21 protein-coding genes are annotated in these 22,256 nt (G+C 30.7%); 11 read left to right on the plus strand and 10 right to left on the minus strand.

Features of this window, described 5'->3' with window-relative positions:
- The first annotated feature begins 24 nt into the window (after positions 1-24).
- Positions 25-234 (plus strand): hypothetical protein, encoded by a 210-nt coding sequence (locus V9L05_RS10800; RefSeq protein WP_338811900.1) that lies wholly within the window; start codon positions 25-27, stop codon positions 232-234.
- A gap of 15 nt (positions 235-249) precedes the next feature.
- Here the strand turns inward: V9L05_RS10800 and V9L05_RS10805 are convergent, their stop codons facing one another.
- Positions 250-1,050, minus strand: a complete 801-nt coding sequence (locus V9L05_RS10805) for an IS5 family transposase (RefSeq protein WP_338811837.1) — start codon at positions 1,048-1,050, stop codon at positions 250-252.
- Between the two features lie 102 nt (positions 1,051-1,152).
- Here V9L05_RS10805 and V9L05_RS10810 point away from each other — a divergent pair, with 102 nt between their 5' ends.
- From V9L05_RS10810 to V9L05_RS10835, 6 genes are all read left to right on the plus strand, one after another.
- Complete coding sequence (locus V9L05_RS10810) at positions 1,153-1,581, plus strand: hypothetical protein (protein ID WP_338811901.1); 429 nt, start codon at positions 1,153-1,155, stop codon at positions 1,579-1,581.
- Between the two features lie 158 nt (positions 1,582-1,739).
- Complete coding sequence (locus tag V9L05_RS10815) at positions 1,740-2,948, plus strand: BamA/TamA family outer membrane protein (protein ID WP_338811902.1); 1,209 nt, start codon at positions 1,740-1,742, stop codon at positions 2,946-2,948.
- A gap of 31 nt (positions 2,949-2,979) precedes the next feature.
- Entirely contained in the window at positions 2,980-4,197 is a 1,218-nt protein-coding gene (locus V9L05_RS10820) for a hypothetical protein (RefSeq protein WP_338811903.1), read from the plus strand.
- Between the two features lie 62 nt (positions 4,198-4,259).
- Positions 4,260-5,354, plus strand: coding sequence for a bifunctional diaminohydroxyphosphoribosylaminopyrimidine deaminase/5-amino-6-(5-phosphoribosylamino)uracil reductase RibD (ribD, locus tag V9L05_RS10825; RefSeq protein WP_338811904.1), 1,095 nt, complete (start codon positions 4,260-4,262; stop codon positions 5,352-5,354).
- Positions 5,355-5,412: 58 nt separating this feature from the next.
- Positions 5,413-5,949 (plus strand): dCTP deaminase, encoded by a 537-nt coding sequence (gene dcd, locus V9L05_RS10830; RefSeq protein WP_338811905.1) that lies wholly within the window; start codon positions 5,413-5,415, stop codon positions 5,947-5,949.
- Between the two features lie 135 nt (positions 5,950-6,084).
- Positions 6,085-6,606: a hypothetical protein gene (locus V9L05_RS10835; RefSeq protein WP_338793228.1), complete on the plus strand. Its 522-nt coding sequence runs from the start codon at positions 6,085-6,087 to the stop codon at positions 6,604-6,606.
- A gap of 103 nt (positions 6,607-6,709) precedes the next feature.
- Here V9L05_RS10835 and V9L05_RS10840 read toward each other — a convergent pair whose 3' ends face one another.
- From V9L05_RS10840 to V9L05_RS10850, 3 genes are all read right to left on the minus strand, one after another.
- A complete protein-coding gene (locus tag V9L05_RS10840; protein ID WP_338811906.1) occupies positions 6,710-7,600 on the minus strand; it encodes a phytoene/squalene synthase family protein in 891 nt (296 codons plus the stop codon).
- Between the two features lie 149 nt (positions 7,601-7,749).
- Positions 7,750-8,262: an RNA polymerase sigma factor gene (locus V9L05_RS10845; RefSeq protein ID WP_338793225.1), complete on the minus strand. Its 513-nt coding sequence runs from the start codon at positions 8,260-8,262 to the stop codon at positions 7,750-7,752.
- A gap of 554 nt (positions 8,263-8,816) precedes the next feature.
- Positions 8,817-9,110, minus strand: a complete 294-nt coding sequence (locus V9L05_RS10850) for a hypothetical protein (RefSeq protein ID WP_338793224.1) — start codon at positions 9,108-9,110, stop codon at positions 8,817-8,819.
- A 285-nt stretch (positions 9,111-9,395) separates the two neighbouring features.
- Here V9L05_RS10850 and priA point away from each other — a divergent pair, with 285 nt between their 5' ends.
- Entirely contained in the window at positions 9,396-11,942 is a 2,547-nt protein-coding gene (gene priA / locus V9L05_RS10855) for a primosomal protein N' (protein ID WP_338811907.1), read from the plus strand.
- A gap of 10 nt (positions 11,943-11,952) precedes the next feature.
- Here the strand turns inward: priA and V9L05_RS10860 are convergent, their stop codons facing one another.
- The 4 genes from V9L05_RS10860 to yidD all read right to left on the minus strand — a co-directional run bounded on the left by V9L05_RS10860 (position 11,953) and on the right by yidD (position 15,215).
- Positions 11,953-12,378, minus strand: coding sequence for a hypothetical protein (locus tag V9L05_RS10860; RefSeq protein ID WP_338811908.1), 426 nt, complete (start codon positions 12,376-12,378; stop codon positions 11,953-11,955).
- A gap of 67 nt (positions 12,379-12,445) precedes the next feature.
- Complete coding sequence (locus V9L05_RS10865; protein WP_338793221.1) at positions 12,446-12,883, minus strand: hypothetical protein; 438 nt, start codon at positions 12,881-12,883, stop codon at positions 12,446-12,448.
- Between the two features lie 285 nt (positions 12,884-13,168).
- Positions 13,169-14,674, minus strand: coding sequence for a Do family serine endopeptidase (locus V9L05_RS10870; protein WP_338811909.1), 1,506 nt, complete (start codon positions 14,672-14,674; stop codon positions 13,169-13,171).
- 307 nt (positions 14,675-14,981) lie between these two features.
- A complete protein-coding gene (gene yidD / locus V9L05_RS10875; RefSeq protein WP_338794187.1) occupies positions 14,982-15,215 on the minus strand; it encodes a membrane protein insertion efficiency factor YidD in 234 nt (77 codons plus the stop codon).
- Positions 15,216-15,559: 344 nt separating this feature from the next.
- Here yidD and V9L05_RS10880 point away from each other — a divergent pair, with 344 nt between their 5' ends.
- Positions 15,560-15,979 (plus strand): ATP-binding protein, encoded by a 420-nt coding sequence (locus V9L05_RS10880; protein ID WP_338793219.1) that lies wholly within the window; start codon positions 15,560-15,562, stop codon positions 15,977-15,979.
- 87 nt (positions 15,980-16,066) lie between these two features.
- Positions 16,067-17,329, plus strand: a complete 1,263-nt coding sequence (locus V9L05_RS10885) for an S-adenosylmethionine:tRNA ribosyltransferase-isomerase (protein ID WP_338811910.1) — start codon at positions 16,067-16,069, stop codon at positions 17,327-17,329.
- A gap of 37 nt (positions 17,330-17,366) precedes the next feature.
- On the opposite strand, the gene V9L05_RS10890 is transcribed toward V9L05_RS10885, so the two are convergent.
- Positions 17,367-17,675 carry a hypothetical protein gene (locus tag V9L05_RS10890; RefSeq protein WP_338811911.1) on the minus strand — a complete coding sequence of 103 codons (309 nt, stop codon included), beginning with the start codon at positions 17,673-17,675 and terminating at the stop codon, positions 17,367-17,369.
- A 129-nt stretch (positions 17,676-17,804) separates the two neighbouring features.
- On the opposite strand from V9L05_RS10890, the gene V9L05_RS10895 reads away from it, so the two are divergent.
- Positions 17,805-19,874: an OmpA family protein gene (locus V9L05_RS10895; protein ID WP_338811912.1), complete on the plus strand. Its 2,070-nt coding sequence runs from the start codon at positions 17,805-17,807 to the stop codon at positions 19,872-19,874.
- 4 nt (positions 19,875-19,878) lie between these two features.
- On the opposite strand, the gene V9L05_RS10900 is transcribed toward V9L05_RS10895, so the two are convergent.
- Positions 19,879-22,041 carry a GAF domain-containing protein gene (locus tag V9L05_RS10900; protein ID WP_338811913.1) on the minus strand — a complete coding sequence of 721 codons (2,163 nt, stop codon included), beginning with the start codon at positions 22,039-22,041 and terminating at the stop codon, positions 19,879-19,881.
- Positions 22,042-22,256 lie beyond the last annotated feature (215 nt).

Below are 22,256 nucleotides of genomic sequence, written 5' to 3' on the forward strand. Positions count from 1 at the left end.
ACACTTTAATTTCAATCTATTACAATGAAACGCAACAGATTCTATATTTTTCCAAATCTTCCTGTTTTATTTGTGCAGGGATTGATTATTCTATTTTTTGCAATCTCAATATTTTGTTTGTCTTCTTTTCGCCAAACTTGGCTTTTTAGTTTCGATGGAATTAGTGAAGAAGTGCAAAAAAAGATAACAGATACTGACAAACGTTCTTTCTTTTATGGAGAAAAATATCCTTAGAGCCTGTTCGAGTTTTTATTTTTTCTTTCTTCTAGCCCCTTTATTTATGAGGTTTAAAATCATAGCTAAATACACAAATGCTTTAGCAGAATCTACAGTTTTCTCATAATCTACTTTTAGTCTTCTGTTTTGATTAAGCCAAGCAAAAGTTCTTTCTACTACCCACCTTTTGGGTTGAGGTACAAATGCTTTATCCTCTTTTTTTTCTCTTCTTGGACTATTGACAATCTCAATTTGTACTCCTGTTTGACTAAATATTTCAGCAGCCAAACTAGCACTTCTATAGCCTGCATCAGCAAGAATTTTAAAGAATTTTCTTCCTCTAAATTGAGCTAAATAAGCTAGATAAGCAAGTTGATTCACGTCAGCTTCATTGGCTGGACTAATCTCTAATTCTAGTAAATTTCCTTGCGTATCTACCAGTATATGCCGTTTACGTCCTTTTTTGAGCTTGTAACCATCTACACCTATAGCTTCCCCTCCATATACACTTTGTACACTTTGAGAGTCTATAGAACCCAAAGAGGGTTTAGCATTTCTACCTTGAGCCAACCGTTCTCTTGTGACCAACTTGTCCAAAAGTTTTTTGTACCAACCCATCTTCTGCCATTTGCTAAAGTAGTCATACAAACTACTCCAAGGAATACCATAACTACTGGGAAGTAAACGCCAACTACTGCCAGAACGAGTGATGTAAAATAGTCCTGAAAAGATATTATACAAACTGTGTTTGCGTTTTCTTTCCAAGTACGAAAAAGGTATAAATTTTTTCATATATTGCCAAAGAGCATCAGATAAATATTCATTAGTAAACATAGTCATTGATATTTTAATTAGTAACTGAAAATCAATAACTTAACTAATAAAAAAATCTGATGTTCTTTTTTATGTATCTAAACTCGAACAGGCTCTTACGATATGTATGGAATTATTTATGAAAATATAGATTGGCTTTCAAAAAATATGACACAATTAGAAGCAAAAAAAGTTTTAAATTATCCTAGTCCAGTAATAAGAATTGCAGCTTATAGAAGTTTATTAAACCATAAATCAGCATCCAAATTTGATAAAAATCCTAAAAGAGATTATGAGTTATTGTGTCAAATTCTGCAAGAATACGATATAGTACAAGCATCTTTAGAAGATTGTGGAGTCTTGATTACTTCGACTGGTTTGTTCTTTTCTGATATGTATCTTAGGTTAGATGATGATAATATTCAAAATGAAGAGTACATTCAATCTTTTAAAGAAAACCATAATGTGAAAGATTCAGAAGTAAAGCATCTTAGAAAATTATATCAAATTTTAGAACAGAAAATGGAAGATTTTCATAAAAATTGTAGATAGTTTACGATTTTCAAATCTCTTTTATCTTTCAATACTTAACAAAAACCTCATAAATACAGTTCTATAAAAAGACTTCTTAATAAACCAAAAAAGAGTTATTAATAAGTCTATTTTTTTATCTTCTATTTCCTTCACTTTCAATTATTCTATTTTTATTAATGAATACTACTACTTATATAGTTTTTGTATTTCTATTTTGGACTACTTTATTTACTCAAAATTTACTACACGCTCAAAATCAATCAGAAAATCAAAATGATTCTACTAAACTAGATTCAAATCAAGACCAACAAGAAACTTTCTTTGAAAAAATAATTGATTATGTAGAGTTTAGAAATGAAGCTGATAGACAGCAAGATTCTACTCGTTTTCGTAGCAAATTTGTTATTTCTCCAGTGGTTTCTTATAAGCCTGAAACAAGTTGGGGATTTGGAATAGGCGCAAAATGGCTTTTCAAATTCAAACATGCTACTCAAGACACTCGTACTTCAAACATGCCTATTTCGGCACTTTATACACTTCGAAAGCAAGTAGTTATCTCCTCTGGCTACACTATTTTTTTCAATCACGAAAACTGGATGCTCAAAGGAAATATTGGTTATTCTAAATTTCCACAACAATATTATGGAATTGGAAACAACACTTCTAGCAAAGATGAAGAACTTTTTGAGTATCAAAATATCCTTTTCGAACCTTTACTTTTAAGACGAATTGTAGGAAAATTTTTTCTAGGAGGAGGCATTCGCTACAATAATATCTGGAATATGGAATATGAAAAAGATGGGTTATTAGAAAGGGATAAACCACTAGGTTTTGATGGTGCTATTTCAGCAGGGCTAGAATTGGCAGCTACGTATGATGATAGAGATAACGTTTTGAATGCCTTTAGTGGCTCTTTGTATGAATTTAGACATGCTTTTTATGGAAAAAAAGTAGGTGGAGTTCCTTTTGATTTGACTAAAGTAGATTTGCGTCAGTATTTTAAATTATCTAAGCGTGATGATGTTTTGGCTTTGCAAGCGTATGGTTATTTTAGTGATGGTCGTGCGCCTTTGGGAGAACTCGCTGCGCTTGGTGGAAGCGAACTAATGCGTGGATACTATAAAGGACGTTTTTTAGAAAATAATATGTTGGCTGCACAAGCTGAATATCGTTTCCCTGTTTTTGCACCTATCGGCATGGTTATTTTTGCTGGAGCTGGCGAAGTATATCATCAAATTTCTGATTTACGTTTTAAGGATATAAAAGTAGGATATGGTGCAGGATTGCGTTTGAGAATTGTAAAATCTGAAAATCTTAACCTTCGTTTTGATGTCGCAAAAGGCGAAAAAATTAATTTTTACTTCGGAATTGCAGAAGCATTTTAAGCTAATTTTGGAAAATAATCATAGACGCTCAATGAAAAATCTAGCTTTATTACTTCTATTTTTAAATCTTTTTATGGCTTGTAAGCAAAAAGAAGAAAAATTGCCAGTAAACCCAGAACAATGGCTTTCTCAAATCAAAAATGAAGAAGCCAAAAAACGAACTACTGATGTTCTTGAAAAAATATATATTTCTACGGCTTATTCGGTGGCTGAAAAGGATAGTTTGTCAGAGATGCAAACCAGATTATCGAATTGTAAATTGTATGATTCTACACAAGATATTCGAATGTTCAAAAAGTGGATAAAAGGAGATTATTTTTTAAACAAACAAGAACTCAATGTAAAGTATTTATCTCGTATATTTTCTTTGTATAATAAAGATGATGTAGTATTTAAAGCTGCATTAAATGTGTTATTGGATACTAATTTTTTACATATTACTGATAAGAAAGGACTTTACTCTTCTTTCTATGATACTACAAATCAAGCAGCAAAAATTTCAATATCTATTCCTTCTGAAAAATTATTAAATATGGAAAATAAGGTTTTAGAATTAATGGATTCTATGAGAGGGATAGATTATGGAGAACAAGAAAAAATTAGAAAAATAACCTCTAAAAAATTATTTCAACTATTAAAAGAACCCACTTCTTATGATTATGCACTTCCTAGAATAAACAAGAAATTAGAAGTTTTGTATTCTCCAGATAAAAAACTTAGAGTATTTTATTTTTCTTATTTTAATGTTGATGGAATGAATGGAATCGTAGATTTTGGTTGGGATTATACTGCTGATGTGTATATTCAATACAGAAAATCTAAAAATGATAAGCTCATTGTTGAACAAATAAAATGTAGAGAAGTAAATGGAAACAGTTATTGTTATCCTCGTGTTCCTGCACAAATTTTTCAAGTAGAGAGAAACGGAAATCCAGTATTTATTATTTTACATGAATACAATGGAAATATGGGAGGAGAAAGATATACTATTCTTCAAGCGATTGAAATCAAAGATGGAAAAGCAATTCCTTGCAAAGATTGTATAGAAGGAGAAGAACTAAAAGTTTATCATAGATATAATCGTACAGGATCATTTCCTGTTTTTAATGTTGAAAAACAACAACTTGCTCTTATTTCACATCCATTTGTTCATACAAATCTAAATTTAACTGTAATAAGAAGATATGTTTTGCAATGGAACGGACAACAACTCGTTTCTATTCCATTAAAATTATACTGCGAAGAATAAATAAACTTGATTACTGGTTCAAGCGTCGACGCTTAAACCAGTAATTAACTACAAAGAAAAAAATGAACGAACAACTATACATGCAACGTGCCTTACAATTAGCCGAAAAAGGCAAAGGTTCTGTAAGTCCAAATCCTTTAGTAGGCTGTGTAATTGTAGCCGAAAACCGAATTATTGGAGAAGGTTATCACAAAAAATATGGAGAAGCACACGCAGAAGTAAATGCGCTTAATAGCATTTCAGAAGAAGATAAATATTTACTTCAAGAAACAACTGTTTATGTTACTTTAGAACCGTGTAGTCATTTTGGAAAAACGCCTCCTTGTGCTGATGCGCTCATTAAAGCAAATGTCAAAAAAGTAGTCATTGCTACACTTGACCCAAATCCGTTAGTCACTCAAAATGATGCAGGAAGAGGAATTCAGAAACTAAAAGATGCAGGAATTGAGGTAATTGTAGGAATGTGTGAGCAGGAAGCAAAACACCAAAATAGACGTTTTCTGACTGCTTTTATAAAAAAACGTCCATATATTATTTTAAAGTGGGCGCAAACGGCTGACGGGCTTATAGCTAGAAAAGATGGCACTTCAAAATGGATTAGTAATGCTGTTTCTAGAAAATTGGTGCATAAATGGAGAAGTGAAGAAGACGGAATTTTGGTAGGAAAAAATACAGTTTTGCAAGACAATCCAAAGCTAAATGTAAGAGAATGGATAGGTAAAAATCCGACACGAATTATATTAGCAGGAAATGGTTTTGATGAGCTGAATTCTAGCTTTTCTGTTTTTGATGATTCGCAGCCAACAATTTTTTATTCTTATTCTGATAATGATAACTCAAAAAAGACTACTTTTGTAGATAAATTTTTACAAACTGAACTCATAGAACTAAACCAAGGACTAGATCAAGCTAATTTTTGGCAAACACTCTTTGAAGATTTGCATCGTAAAAATATTCATTCTGTTTTTATAGAAGGAGGAAGTAAAATTTTATATTCCTTGATAGAAAATGGATTTTATGATGAAATCCGTCGTTTTACAGCTCCAAATATCTTTTTTAATGAAGGCTTTGAAGCTCCAAAAATTTCTATTTCACCTATCAAAACAGAATTTATAGAAGAAAACAAACTAGATACAATAATGAATTATGAATGTTGAATTGTGAATGATGAACTATTCATTCATAATTCAACATTCACAATTCACAATTCAAATTATGATTTTATCAGACAAAGAAATACTAACCGAGATTGAAAAAGGGACTATTTTAGTTGAGCCTTTTGATAGAGAATGTTTGGGTACAAACTCTTATGATGTACATTTAGGTAAATTTTTGGCTACCTACCAAGATGAAGTTTTGGATGCCAAGGCACACAATAAAATTACAACTTTTGAAATTCCAGATGAAGGTTTTGTGCTTCAACCAAATACGCTTTATTTGGGAGTGACAGAAGAATATACCGAAACACTTGCTCATGTTCCTTTTTTGGAAGGAAAATCTAGTGTAGGTAGATTAGGAATTGATATTCATGCAACGGCAGGAAAAGGTGATGTTGGTTTTTGTAATGCGTGGACATTAGAAATTTCGGTGACACAAGCTGTTCGGATTTATGCAGGAATGCCGATTGGTCAGCTTATTTACTTCAAGGTAGATGGACAAATTGAAAGACCTTATAATGAGAAAAACTCAGCTAAATACAACGAAAGAAGTACAAAGCCAGTAGAATCTATGATGTGGAAAAATAAATTTTAGATTTTCACAACAAACTATAAACAAAATCCGTTTGGTAGGAAAATTTTAAGCAGTAATTTATTGTAAAATTACTCATTTTTTAAACTTTTTTTATCTTAACCTAATATTAAAATCAATCTATAGACATTATTATTTATGCAAAACGAAGGATATTCAGCAGAAGCTATCAAAACTATTAGAGAAAAGGCTCTAAAAGAAGGACGTGATTTTGTAATCAACGAAGATATTGAGCGCACTTCCGAATCAGTTTGTTTTTATTTTACAGGAGAATACAAAGGAAATGCTGTTGTATTTGATGCATGTTTGTTTGCCTTACGTGTAGAGTACGAAATGGCAGTTTTTGCTTTAGCAGAAGAGCGTGTAGAGGATACTTTTCCAGATTTTAATTTGGAAATGGAAATGGAAAATGAAGATTCAGAGGCTATGGAATACTTTGACGAAAAAGTAGCCGAAATTGAAGAAAATGAAGAAGTACAGGTAAGCGAATACATTGATTTTGACGAAGCTGTCGAATATGGTGTAGGTTTAGATGTTTGTTTGAAAGTAAAAGAAGTAACTGATGAAACAGTTTCTAAATTTATTTCTAGCTTCAATAAAGGAACTTTTAAATTAGATCCGAAAGATTATACTTTCAAATTAGAGGAATTTGGAGAATAAGCAAATAATCCTTTTTATTTATTAAGTAAAAACCTATCATTCTTTATAAAATGATAGGTTTTTTTTATAATTAAACTATTTTGTCTTAATTTTTCATTGAATATTATAAATAATTCAGACGGTGTTTTACATAACTTTCAACTAATAAAAACATTTTTCTACTATCAGGAACACGTATTCTTTCTGAAAGTATCGTTTGGGCAGAAGATTGTTTTATTTTATTGAATAGTTTTAAATAATAAACATAAGCTAAATAAACACCCATACGTGAAGGCTTAGGCAATCGTAAAATGGCTTCGTATGCTGCATCAAAATCTTTTTGAATATCGTTTTCTATCTCAAGTTTAGCACTAGAATCAAATTGCGAATAATCAACATCAGGAAAATAAACTCTTCCACGTTCGTCAAAATCACTTTTCATGTCTCTCAAAAAATTTACTTTCTGAAAAGCTGCTCCAAGACTTCTAGCTCCTGCTTTCAAACTATCATATAGTTCGCTATCATTTTCACAAAATACACGCAAACACATTAAACCTACTACTTCAGCAGAGCCATAAATGTATTCATTGTACTTATTATCACTGTATTCTTTTTTATCTAAATCCATTTTCATGCTATTCAAAAAGGCTTCTATAAGTTCATTTTCAATAGAATAACGCTCAACTGCAAGTTGAAAAGAATGAATAACAGGGTTTGTACTAATTTTTTCCTCAATCGCACGATAAGTATCTTCTCTAAAACGAGCAAGTAAAGTTGCTCTATCTTTGTCGTGAAAAGTATCCACAATTTCATCAGCATAACGAACATATCCATAAATTGCATAAATAGGAAAATGTAATTTTTTGTGTAATGTTTGTATGCCTAGCGTAAAAGAAGTGCTGTAATGTTGAGTAATTAATTTACTACACTTTAAAGCAGTTGTATTATAAAGTGCCATAGAATCTGAAATAGTATCAGTTCTTGTTGATGTTGTGGAAGTAGTAAGAGTATTCATAAGAACTTTATAAGATTTTCTAATAGAACGAAATAGTAAAGGTAATAAGTATGTTCTTTTTCCAAAATAGAAAAACGCACACTTTTGTTTGAAAAAAATGTGCGTTTTTTTTAAATATTTTTATATAAAGTTCAGATTAGTAAACTAAATTAATTTTTAGAAGAGTAAACCTTCAAATTTCCTTTTAGTTCTTTACGTGCAATATGAATTCTGTTTTTTACTGTTCCGATAGGAATCTCTAAACGTTCTGCAATTTCATAATATTTGAAGCCTCTAAAGTGCATCATAAAAGGTACTTTATAAGCATCATCTAATTTGTCAATTGCACGAACTACATCTTGCATCATAAAATCTCCATATGCACCATTTGCAGCTACATGATTAGAAGAATTAAGGAAATGTAAATTTTCAGTAGTATCAATAAATGTATTACGACGCACCAAACGCTGATAATTCGTAATAAATGTATTTTTCATGATGGTATATAACCATGCCTTTAAGTTTGTTCCTTCCGTAAATTTTTCACGGTTAGAAAAGGCTTTTAATATTGTTTCTTGAAGCAAATCATTTGCTTCATCAGAATCTTTAGTTAGCTTTAATGCGAAAGGACGCAAAGAGTAAGCTATTTTTTGTAGTGCAAATCCAAATTCGAAGGCTGTCATAGTTAAAAAAATTTTGAAGTTTGGAGGTATTTGTTTTTGTTTAATACAAATTTACTATTTCTAAAATGTCTTTCCAAATTTTTGTGTAATTATTTAGTTAAAAAAGTTAAACAAATGATTGTTTGTACAAGTATTAACTAAATGCTTTTCTATTTTAATCTAATATAGTGTTTTTTGCAACAAATGCAAACTTTATTAGATTACCAAGTAATGAATTTTTTGATAAAAAAGTCATTAAAATTGGAGAAGTTATTTGAAAAAAGGTGAGTTAAGAAAATTGAAAGATTGTATAAAAACAAAAATTAAGATTAAAAAATTAAGTTCAATAATTGAGATAAATTTCTCAGAACTTATGAAGTGAAGAAATAAAAAGCTATAAAAAATGACCTTTTTTATTTCACTTGCTTATACTAACGCAAACTTTTTTTAAAGGTTACATTTTTTATTGAAAAGTTTCAAAATTGTTTTGATTTTTCTACATTTTTTTAAAAATAGCTGTTTTAATACCTATCAGAGAGTATGTGTAAGTGGTTTTTTATACGTAATAATTAATTTTACTGATTTTTATCTTTTAATTTAACTAATTCTATTACTATTCCTCCAAAACGAGCTTCTTTAGCCTGACATTTTTGTTTACTAACATAACAGATAGTGCTATGGTATTCTTCTCTTCCATCTGGATCTACATAAAAAGCTATACAGCCACCAGAAATAGTACGATTATAAAATCTTACATAACGTCCATGTCCATCTGTTGCACGTCCCACACATTTTTTGCAAATTTCATTTGGATAGCGAGAGTTCTCAAACATGGAATCTTGACAAATTGGACAAAGAACGATTTCCATAAAAGAAATGAAAGAATTGAGATTTTTGTTTAAAGTAAAATTCAAAAATACTAAAAATTTATTTAAAAAAGTTAAACAAATTTAGGAAGTTCTAGTAAAAAATATAGTAAAACTGAAATCTACCCTTATTTTGAGTTAATTTAGACACCCTTTTTTTCAAGAAAAATAACGAACTTTGCAGTATAGTTCTTCCAAAAAACAGTATTATACTTGTATCAACAATGATTTTTTAGGCTTATTTTTGCTTCTGTTTAACTTTTATATAACCTTTCAATTTTATCTAATTTGTCGCTTTTTCAATCCTTTTCTGATTCTACAAATGCTATTTCTACAGAAAGAAAAACACTTTTTGCAGAGGTTATTATTCCTGTACCTCTAAAAACTACTTTTACATATCGTATTCCTTTTGAATTAAATGAATTTGTTCAAAGTGGAGTTCGGGTGGTTGTGCCTTTTGGAAGAAAACGAGTTTTGACAGGCGTTGTAAAATCGATTACTCAAGAAGCACCAAAAGGCTATTCTGCAAAATATATTTTAGAGCTTTTAGATGAAACACCACTTATTACACAAACTCAAATTTGGTTTTGGACTTGGATTGCATCTTATTATATGTGTTCGGTTGGCGAAGTAATGAATGCAGCCTTGCCTTCTGGATTGAAATTAAGCAGTACAAGTAGATTGCAATTACACCCTGAATGGAAAAACGGAATAAACGAAGAGGAAATAAAACAGAAACGTATTGAGTATGATTTGTCAGATGATGAAATTCGTTTGATTAATTTATTAGAATTAGAAAGCTCATTGACTTATGAACAAGCAGGCGAAAAGTTAGATTTGCAAGATGTTTATCAAGTCATAAAAAAATTAACTCAAAAACGAATCATTATTATTTTTGAGGAATTAAAAGAAAAATATAGCCCATTAAGAGAAAAACATATCCTGATTGCTAAGGAGTATGTAAGTCAAGAAGGAATAGCAGAAGCATTCACAAAGATAACCAGAAGCGCAAAACAAGAAGAGCTTTTACTTACTTATTTGAGTAAAAATCCAATAAAAGATTATCCAAAAAGTATTTCTAAGAAAGAATTATTAGGGGAAAATTTGTCACCTAGTTCTCTAAAAACATTAATAAAAAACGGAATTTTTGAAGAGTTTGAAAAGACATTTTCTCGCTTTGAGTTCGAAGAGTGGACAGAAACTACCTCAGCTATAAATCTAACTTCTACACAAGAAAAAGCTGTACATCAAATTTTTGAGCATTTTCAAGACAAATCTACTGTTCTTTTACATGGCATAACAGGAAGTGGAAAAACAGAAATGTATGTTAGTTTGATAGAACAAGTTTTGCAAAGTGGAAGTCAAGTTTTGATGCTTTTACCTGAAATTGCACTTACCAGTCAGATTGTAGTTCGTTTGAAGCGAATTTTTGGAAATGCTGTTGGTGTTTATCACTCTCGTTTTTCAGATAACGAACGTGTGGAAGTTTGGAAAGGTGTTTTGAATGGCGATATTAATTTTGTTATTGGTGTGCGTTCGTCTGTTTTTCTGCCTTTTGAGCATTTGGGTCTGATAATCGTCGATGAAGAACATGACCCTTCTTATAAGCAGTATGACCCTGCGCCACGTTATCATGCTCGTGATGCTGCGCTTGTTTTGGCTCACAAACATCAAGCAAAGGTTGTTTTGGGTTCGGCTACTCCGTCTGTAGAAAGCTATTTTTTAGCTAAACAAAAACAGTATGGTTTAGTAGAAGTTTTGCAGCGTTTTGGAGAGGCTACTTTACCTGAAATTCAGTTGGTAGATTTACGAGAATCCAAAAAAAGGAAAGAACTCAAAGAGCAATTTACAAGAGAACTTTTTGAGCAAATGAAAACAGCTTTACAAAATCATGAACAGGTTTTACTTTTTCAAAATCGTCGTGGTTATGCACCTTATTTGAGCTGTGAAGTTTGTGAAACAATTCCAGAATGTCAGAACTGTTCGGTAAGTCTTACCTATCATCAAAAAGCACAAGAATTGCGTTGTCATTATTGTGGATTTTCTACAAAAATTCCTCAAAACTGTTCGGCTTGTGGCTCTACAAAAATATATCCGATAGGTTTTGGAACGCAAAAAATAGAAGAAGATTTGCAGGTTATGTTACCTGAAAGTAGGATTGCAAGGATGGACAGAGATACAACACGAACTAAAACAGGGTACGAAAAAATTATTGATTCCTTTGAAAAGCATGAAGTTGATATTTTGGTAGGAACGCAGATGATAACAAAAGGATTAGATTTTGAGAAGGTAAATCTAGTAGGCGTTTTTGATGCCGACAGAATTTTGTTTTTTCCTGATTTTCGTTCTTCTGAGCGTTTTATGCAGCTTATCATGCAAGTGAGTGGACGTGCAGGACGTAGGAGTGGAAAAGGAAAAGTAGTCATTCAGACCAATGCGCCATCGCATCCTCTTTTTGCTATTATTAGTCTTCACGATTATCAAACTTTCTATAATCAAGAAATTATGGAAAGAGAACAATATAATTACCCTCCTTTTGCAAGACTAATAAAACTAATGGTAAGACACGAAGAGCGAGAAATGGCACAAAAAGCAGCTTTTATTTTATCAAAAAAACTTCAATCAAAACTTAGTCTTCAACGTGTTTTAGGACCTGAAGCTCCAATTATCGAACGTATCAGAAATAAATTTCAACAAGCTATTTTGATAAAACTAGAACGCAATCAGTTTGATTTAAGAAAAACAAAAGAGTTTATTCAATTTCAAATTGATGAGCTATATAAAGATAAATCGTTTAAGAAAATACAAGTTGTGGTTGATGTGGATTTTGTTTAAGGTTTTATAACTATAATTCGTATTTTTTTAATAAAAAGTTTAATTCTTCATTATCTTGCCAACCTCCACTTTCCCTCATAGCAATCAAAAGATACTTTTTAATTTCTTCTATACCATCAGCTAATCCGTGTACGTGTACTTTAGCATTTTTCCAAGGAGCATGTTTTGGCATTTCATAATTAATTCTATATGTTCCATTATAATGATAACAGATTTCTATTAATTGTTCCTCTTGCTTTATATCATCAATATTTTGAATAACCAAAGTACCATGAGATGTGTAAGCCCATAAATCAGTATGAACAAACATCTTATTAATCTCATCAATCAATAACAACATTCTAGAACCAAAATCAAGCTCGTGAGGTATTTTTTCTATTTTTTGATAGAACTCTTCTAAGGTTCCAAAATTGTTATCACGTCTTTGTATGGGCATTTTTATAATTGCTTTAGTTGATTATTCGTGAAAATAAATTTATAATGTTGTGTAGTGAATGTGTTGTTTAATTATTTTTACTTTCCTCAAACCACTCCAAACCCTTTTCCACAGAATCAAACAAACGCATGTGATAACCTATTTCTTTGAGTTCGCTGTTTTCTACTAAGTCTTCAGCAGAGAGTTGAGAAAATAGATTTTTACTTTGAATAATAGCTTCATAGTTCATTCCTAGTGCTACCATTTTAGGGTTGAATTCTTTTAAAAACCATTCATTTACTTCATCAAATGAACCTTCTATCTCTACAATTACTGAAATCAGATGAGTAAAATGATGTTCAGTTACTAAATCAATTACTTTTTGATGTCCCTCCTTAAGTTCTTGTGGCATACAGAATCCTTTCCATTCTTGAAGCAGAATATGAGGGTAATCTGTGAGTCGGTAAAAGTGAGCATAGTCATCTTCTAGTTCATTTTGAATTTTTGTGAGAAGTTCTTTTTCCATGAAATTAAATAGTTTAGAGTAGAAATGTTTTAGATGATAATATACAATGATTTTTGGTTATACTCAAACAATTTTGATGTTAGAATAAAATGAAGTTGTCATGCATTTTAAATTATCAGTGCATTTTAATACACAAATGCTGACACCTGTTGAGGAATAAATATTATCAGGTTTTTATGGATAGGCTCTGATGTTATATTTCGGACACTTATAAACGCAAAAAGCCTTACTTTTTGTGAAGTAAGGCTTTTTAGTTTTTAAGATAAGTCTAGCAAGATTCAGATTTTACATTGCAATAGCAAAAAATCCTCTTCTACCTGTCGGATGGAAGCCTTCAATTAATACACCTCCATTTTTTCCTTCTAAAAGTCGGATTACATCGGCTGAAGTTTCTACTTTTTCTTTATCAATGTGCGTAATAACAAAACCTTCAGGAACTTGAGCTTCTTTAAACTTTCCTGCTTTAATAGTAGCTATTTTTACACCTGTTGTACCAATTTTTGTAGCCATTTCTGGAGAGATATTTTGAATTTCTATTCCTAAAGATTCAATTTTCATCATCTTTCCAGCTTCATTAGTTATAAGGTCGGTTGTTCCCAAACTATTTTTGAGTTCTACATTTGTATTTCGCTCTTTTCCATTTCTAAGATAAACTACTTTTACTTTATCTCCTGGACGTTTACGTGCGATGCGTTCTTGAAGCTGTGCCGAAGTGTTTACTTGTACACCATCTACTTCAATAATTACATCACCTCTTTCTAATCCTGCTTCTATTGCTCCACTTTTTTCTGTTACGCCAGCAACATAAATTCCACGAACAACTGATAAATTTAATTCTTTAGAAAGGTCTGCTGTTACATCTCTAATCTGAACACCTAGAAGTCCACGCTGAACAATTCCGTGTTTTTTCAAATCTGTGTATACTTTCTGTACAATTCCGATAGGAACAGCAAATGAATATCCTGCAAAAGAACCTGTGGTAGAAGCAATAGCTGTATTTATTCCCACTAACTCTCCATTTGAGTTTACTAATGCACCACCACTATTACCTGGGTTTACGGCTGCATCAGTTTGTATAAAAGCCTCAACACCTAAACCATCTTTACGACGTAAGATATTAATGTTTCTAGCTTTTGCACTCACAATTCCTGCTGTTACAGTAGAAGTAAGGTCAAATGGATTTCCAACTGCAAGTACCCACTCTCCGACTTGTAAGGCATCTGAATTACCAAAAGTCATTGGTTTCAAATCTTCATCAGCATCAATTTTCAAAACTGCCAAATCTGTACTTGGATCTGTTCCAATAAGTTCTGCTGTATAACTTTTCTGATTATTCATGATTACATCAATACGTGTAGCATTTTCTACAACATGATTATTAGTTACGATATAACCACCTTCTTCGATAATAACTCCTGAACCTGAACCCATTCTAACTTCATTTTGATTTTTATTTCTATCAGGCAATTGCTGTCCAAAAAAATCTCTAAATAAGTCTTCCATTGAGTTTTGTTGACGATTACTCATCAAAGCAGGATTTCCAAATGTTTGAATGTGAACTACTGCTGGTGTAGCTTTTTTGGCTGCTTCCACAAAATTGATATTTTGAGGCGAAAAAGTAGGATTGACTGGGTCAGGATTTCCATAACCTGTCTGTAGAAATGGTTGGTTTGTATTTGTAAAATTAACTTGGTTTTGTGGAAGAAAAAAGTTCAAATAAACGCCTAATGCAACTCCTCCACCTACAATAGCAGAAAGTAAGGCGATAAAAAATAATCCTATTCGTTTCATAAATTGATTGATTTAAGTGATGGTTGTATAATTTAATTATATTAAAATGCAGTATATTATTTTGTGTCTAAACTGCTTTGTATAGATTTAGTTCTGATTTTTAGTTAGTGAGTTGTCTAACTTGTTATTTTGATTGCGAAAGTCGTACTAATTCTAATTACTGTCAATCTGATTAACAATTTCTAAGAAAAGCTAATAAAAATAATGAAAAAATAGCATAAAATTAAGACAGATTATAAGGCAAAAGGTTAAAATTAAGATTTAGAATGCCTTTTTGTCAGTTTGAATAAAACAAATGATATTATTTCTAATCTACTGGGTCGTATCCACTTCCACCCCAAGGATGACACTTTCCAATCCGTTTTAATCCTTTCCAGCCTCCTCTAAATGCTCCATGTTTTTTGATAGATTCTACCATATATACTGAACAGGTAGGTGTGTAACGACAACGAGGAGGAAGCATAGGAGAAATAAAATATTGATAGAACCGAACTATTGCTAAAAATACATAAGAAAAGAAACGGGAAATAGCTTTTTGTATCACAATGAAAATAGTATTATTTGGATAATTAATTTAATTAGAACGTTATGAGTAGTAATTGCGTTATAGATGGGTTAGAATAATATCTCTGTCTGTTCTATATTTTTTAATAAATATCGAATAAAAACAAAAATAAGTGATAATAAGTAAGTTTGTTTTTACAGCAATCCTTATATTTGGGATTTGTATCTAAAATTTTATGCTACTTGAATAGCAATAATTATAACTAAATTATAAATAGACTCATTTTTGAGAGTGAATCAAGATTAAATAATCATTTTATTCTCTTTTTTTTCAGTATTAATTCCCTTTTTTACCTTTTATATTGCAACACAAAAAATACTATGAAATCAGTTTTGCACATCAAAATCCCTTCCCTTTTAGAAAATATCCGTATTGTAGAGAGTTTTATAGATAATGCTCGTGATAAATTTAACCTAAATGATGATATATACGGAAATATTATGGTTGCTGTTACCGAAGCTGTTAATAATGCTATCATTCATGGAAATGGAAAAGATAAAAATAAAGAAGTAGATTTGAGTTTGGAAGTAGGAAAAGAAAAGTTGTTTTTTACAATTAAAGACCAAGGAAAAGGATTTGATCCAGACTCACTTCCAGATCCAACTGCACCAGAAAACCTTTTGACCATAGGAGGAAGAGGAATCTTTTTAGTAAAAAATCTAGCTGATAAAGTTGATTTTTTAGACGAAGGAAGAACTGTCAAGATGACTTTTAACGTAACCAACTCCGTTTTAAATTAATTAGAAATTAAAAATTACGGTAAATTAGAAAAAAGCAGTTAGTAGAAATTAACTGATAACTCTTTACTGATAACTGATAACTGCCCTGTGGAAAAGATAAATTTAGAAGACTATACCTATCATTTGCCAACTGAGCGAATTGCCCAAAATCCTTTAGCAAGACGAGATAGTTCAAAACTTTTAGTATATAAAAAGGGTACTATTTCTCATCATCATTTCACAGAAATTACTGATTTTTTGAGTGAAGAGTATACCTTATATTTTAATAATACTAAGGTGATTCCTGCACGTCTTTTATTTGAAAAAAAGGCTACTCAAAAAGGACAAAATGGAAAAGGAGCAACAATAGAAATATTTTTGTTACATCCTGTTTTGCCAACTGCTGATGTTAGTGAAGCCATGCTAAGTACAGAAAAATGTACTTGGAAATGTGTTGTAGGCAATCTTAAAAGGTGGAAAGATGGACTAGTTTTGGAAAGAGAATTAGAAATTAATAATCAAACTATTCTAATTCAGGCAAAAATAGCAGATAGAAATGAGCTTTTGATAGAGTTAGAATGGAAAAATAATAATCCTAATTCAACAGAAGAAATTCAAATTCCTTTTGTAGATATTGTAGAAAAATTAGGTGTCATGCCTTTGCCTCCCTATATAAAAAGAGAAGCAAAACAGAAAGACTCTTCTACTTACCAGACTATTTATAGCAAAGCAGCAGGAGCAGTAGCAGCACCAACAGCAGGACTGCATTTTACTGAAAGTGTCCTTCAAAGTCTTGCAAATAAAAATATAAAAACAAATGAACTTACTTTGCATGTAGGAGCAGGTACTTTTCAACCTGTTAAAAAAGAAAATGCTGGTGATGTAGCTACACATACAATGCACTGCGAACAGATTGTTGTTACAAAAGAAAATATAAAAAGCATTATTGATTCGGAAAAGGTGGCTTCTGTTGGAACTACATCTATGCGAACTTTGGAGAGTTTGTACTGGTATGGAACAAAAATTTTACTTAAAAATGAAACCACTTTTTTTATAGAAAAATTAGAACCTTATAGCTATGATTCTGAAATAAAATTACCTTCTAAAAAAGAAAGTTTTGAAGCTATTTTAAAGTATATGAATGATTCTAGTCAAGAAAAACTAACAGGCGAAACCGAAATTTTTATTCTTCCTTCTTATACGTTTCGTGTCTGTAATGCACTTATCACCAATTTTCATATGCCCGAAACGACACTTATTTTATTGGTAGCTGCTTTTATAGGAAAAGACTGGGAGAAAATTTATCAAACTGCACTTGATAATAACTATCGTTTTTTAAGTTATGGAGATTCCTCTTTATTGTTTTTGTAGGTATTTACTTTATTGATTTTGAAGATTTTTTTCATAATTACATAGTAGATAAGTTTGCAATTACAAAAGCTGAAGTTACAATTCCTATATTAATCAAAGACCATTTTAAATAGTTTATTTTTTCTTTAAAAATCAAGATTCCTATACCAATTCCTGAAGAGAATAGAATTGATAGGGTTAATAAAACGGCATTAGATAATCTGATTATAAAACATACGAAGTGGTCATTAAAATGATATTGATAAAATAAGTGAATAATATTTATCAAGAAAAATAGATTACAAATAGCCATAGAAAAACCTATAATCTTTGCTGCATAGTTTTTTAATAATGTTTCTAAATTCATAGTTTTGAGAAATTGATATTTTAGTCTAAATTCGTCAGATATAAATATACTATTTTTTAGAATTAAAATAGAAACTAGCTTTAATTTAGAAAGAAGATAGATGATACAGCAGTTAATAATATCTGAAATATGAAAAAAATAATAGGTGTAGTTTTATTGCTTGTAATACATATTCCGTTTTGTTTCCCACAAATTGGTTACAATGAAAAGGAATTTTTTTTGAATGGAAAAGAAGATTTCAAAAATGACAAATATAGAAGTGCTCTCTATTATTTTGAAGAAATAAAATTAAATAATACTTTACATCAAGATGCAAAATATTATGCTGCTATCTGCAGATTACATTTGCACTTACAAGAACAGTCTTTAAATGAATTAAAGAATGTAAATGTAATGCATCTCAAAGAAAATACACATTATTTTTATTGGTTAGCAGAGGCTTATTTTCTTAATGAAAAGTTTGGGGATGCTTTAGAAATGCTAAAACTTTATGCTGAACAAAATCCAAAAAGTAGAATAGAAACCTATGATAGATTACTTTCTCACCTCAAAACAGCATTAGAACTATATCAAAGACCAGAAAATTATATTGTCCGAAATATGGGACAACATGTCAATTCGCCTTTTCATGATTTTGGAGTGAGTAAAATTCCTTTTTCTGATAATCTTATTTATAGTAGTAATCGTCTTACTTTTAAAGAAAAAATTACTGATCGTTATGAGACCCAAATATTTACACTCTATAACGCCAAAATAGAAAAAGATGGAACAGTAGAAGAAATTGAGCAGTGGAATAGGTCAGAGTCTTTGGATTCTCAATTTAGTGTTTTACAAATTCTGAAATACGAACTTACAAGTAGTGACAAAACTTTTCTTATTTCTCAAAATGGAGATTTAAAAACACTCAAACGTGAAAAAGGAGTTTGGCAGACACCTCAATTATTTTCGCAAACATTGAGTGAAGAAAAAGGAGTTCAGGAATATGCTTGTCTATCAGAAAATAAAAAAATACTTGTTTTTGCTTCAGACTATAAATCAAAAGGAAATTATGAACTCTTTGTATCAAGAAGAGAAGACATAAAAGATGACTTTGAAAAACCTGAATTATTGGAAAAATTGAATTCTAAATCAAATGAAGTAACTCCTTTTTTAGATAAAAACAATACTCTTTATTTTAGTTCGAATAGACAAAATACGGCAGGAGGTTTTGATGTTTTTAAAGCAGATTTGGATACAGTTTCAAATGAATGGATAAATCCTTTATTACTTCCTTATCCAATAAATAGTGTTGCTGATGAGCTTTATTTTAGTATTGATAATTCAAATAACCAAAGCAATCAGTTAGGCTATTTTGTTTCAAACAGAATAAAAGGACAAGGAGGTGATGATATTTATGAAGTTTTCTTTTTTGATTCAGTAGAAGTAAAAGGTCAATTTAGAGAACGAACATTAGATAAAAAACCAGTTCAAGATGCAGAAATTATTTTTAAAAGTCTAAACTATGCAATAGATAGTGTAACCTTTCAAACTAAAACGGATGAAGAAGGAAATTATAAAATAAATATTCCAATATATTTGAAAAACAAATTAAAAGAAGAAGAGCAAATAACTGCTAATTATCAAACAAAATCAAATAATGAAACTGTATTTGATATAGAAATTCGCTATCAAAATAGATTAGCTTATCAAGACCAAATCTCATTAAATCCTTATCTTCTTGCAAAGCGAAATTCTAAAAACTATGTAATCAATGCGTACTTATATGTTGAAGAAGAAGATATGTATAAGGATGATAATCAATCAGAAAATCAGAAATTATTACAAAAACTAGTTGATAATTCAAGTATAGATAAAAGTAAAAGTATTATTCTGAAAAATATCTATTATGAAAATGGAAATGCTGTTTTAAAACAAGAATCTTATCCAATGATAGAAGAAGTGGCTGAGTTTCTTATTCAAAATCCATCACTGAATTTAGAAATTATTGGACATACAGATAATGTTGGAAGTGCATCTCAAAATCTTATTTTATCAAAAGAAAGAGCGCAAAGTGTTATTGATTTTTTGGTAGAAAAAGGAGTGGAAAAAGCTAGATTAAAAGCAAATGGTTATGGACAAGAGCGACCAATAGCTAGTAATGATGATGAAAAAGAAGGACGAGAACTAAATCGAAGAATTGAGGTACGAGTTTGGGATTAGGGTTTTAATCAATTGGAACAATATCTTCATATTCTGTAAAGCGAACAGGATTAAGTGAAGTTACTTCTCTATTTACAATTGCAAAACCTGTGATTTTTCCACTTGTAGCAATGAGAGGGAAAAATTCTAATTCATAATACAAATCTTCAAATTCAGAATTTTTGATATTCGAAACCATAGTAAATGATTCACCACCCAAAGCACGTTCATAATATGGCTTCCAATATTCTAACTGCTCTTGAGTCAATATTTCTAAAATATTTGAGCCATTTGGAACTTCTGTTCCTTTTAATCTTCGTAACATGGCAGCATACGAACGGTTCAAAACTTTAATGTTATACTCTTCATCAAGAGCCAAAATCATACTCTTTGTACTATTGACAACCCCTTCATAATTAGCCAAACGCTCTCTCAAATCTCTTTGAATACGTTCTAATTCTTCTTGTGTGGTTGTTAGTTCTTCCATGCTCTGACGCATTTCTTCTTCTTGCGCTCGCATCTGTTCAGCATACATTTGAGATTCTTCTAAAAGTAACTTTGTGCGTTCATTACTTCGTACATTAGCAAGTGTAGCAGCAATGCTTTCAGATAATTTAATAACAAAGGCAAGTTGATATTCTTCAATTGGATGAAAAGAAGCAATTTCAATTACTCCATGTACTTCATTATTCGAAATCAGAGGAACAATCAATAAATAACTTGGTGTAGCTTCTCCTAATCCAGAAGTAAGACGGATATAATCAGAAGAAATTTGATTAAAATACAAATGTCCTTTTTCCATTACAGCCTGTCCTAAAAGTCCTTGTTCGATAGGAATGGATTGTTGTATGAATTTTTGTTTGTTATAAGCGTATGCAGCTTTCAAAACTAGATGTGCTTTTGCCTCCTTTTCATCTCCTTCTTTCTCTAAACTATAAATTCCACCTTGATTAGCTTCCAAATAATGAACTAAATTAGAAATAAGTTGATAAGAAAGAGCTTGCATATCTTGTGCATGTTGGCGCAAAATATCCGAAAATTTTGCTGTTCCTTCATTTGCCCAGTTTCTACGTTTGTCTTCTTCTGCGTTTTGTTTTAGATCATCTCGCATCTCTAAAAGTGCATATCCTAGAGTATCTTTTTTGCTTCGTACCTCAAAATCTTCATCAAAATTTCCTTTTCCCACTTGAGTCGCAAATTCTGTGATATGTTCTAGTCCTTGTGAAAAACGACTTAAATCTTGAATCAGATTACCAACTTCATCATGAGAACGAGCTAAAAGGGTACGAGAAATATCTCCTGCTGCCAAACGATTGATAAGCTGACGAATTTTTAGAAGTGGATGTAAAGAAGTTGTGACAACAAACCAATAACCCAAACCAATACCGATAGCATTAATTAAAAAAAGTGCAACCATCCAATAACGTAAACGAATTTGATCGTAGTATAAACGAGTAGAGAGAGAGTTTTCTAAATTTTTATTGAGTAAAATAAGTTTTTCAGCATTACGGATAATGAAATTTACATCTGGAGCAATATTTCCATTCAAAACATTGTCAAACTGATATTCCATTTTTCTATAATTAATGGAAAGAGCTGTATTTGCTGTATTATCATCAAAGGAAAGTGATAAATCTCCCAAGTCATCTAACCCTCCATCTAAGCCACCCAAATCTCCTAAAGAAAATAAATTTTCTTCTGCTGGAAGTTGATTAATTAAACTACTTTTACTTTCTGGAATATAATAAACAAGAACACTGTCGTGATGTAACTGACTCGTTGTTCTTATTTTGGTAAATCGTTTGTCAAATTCTTTCCAAAGACGTTGAAAGGAAACTAATTGATTGTTAATTTCTTCAGAAATAGGTTTTACTTCAATTTCTTCATCAAAGCGAGCTTTATATATTCCTCCATTTTGAAGAATGTCTAAATTCGAATTAATAGAACTTACTCGGTTGCTAAGGTCGTTGAGATCAGTTTGTTGATTGCCATCTACTACATTTCGTAGATAAAAAATAGCTTGCTGAATCGACATTCCATTGCGCTGTGCAATATCTAATTTTGTTCCGTCATCTAAAATATTATTATCTAACTTAAAAACTAAAAAGTAGTGAAGCAAAAGCATCACAAACAATCCTGAAAACAGAATCGCTAATTTTTGACTAATTTTTAGATGTTTGATATTCATAAATTAAAAGAAATTTCAAGACCCTAAGGGTTTTTAAAACCCTTAGGGTCTAAAAAACTTATAAAGAAACTAAAAGATACAAAAAGAATTTAGTAGTTTTCAATTTTTGGAAAATAAATTTCATAAAAAAAATCTATCAAACACCTAAAATCATTTCTTATTGTAGTCTTAGTAGTCTTTAAAAAGCATTTTTGATAAATTACACTAAAAAATTC

The sequence above is a fragment of the Bernardetia sp. Wsw4-3y2 genome, assembly GCF_037126295.1.
Lineage (GTDB): Bacteria > Bacteroidota > Bacteroidia > Cytophagales > Bernardetiaceae > Bernardetia.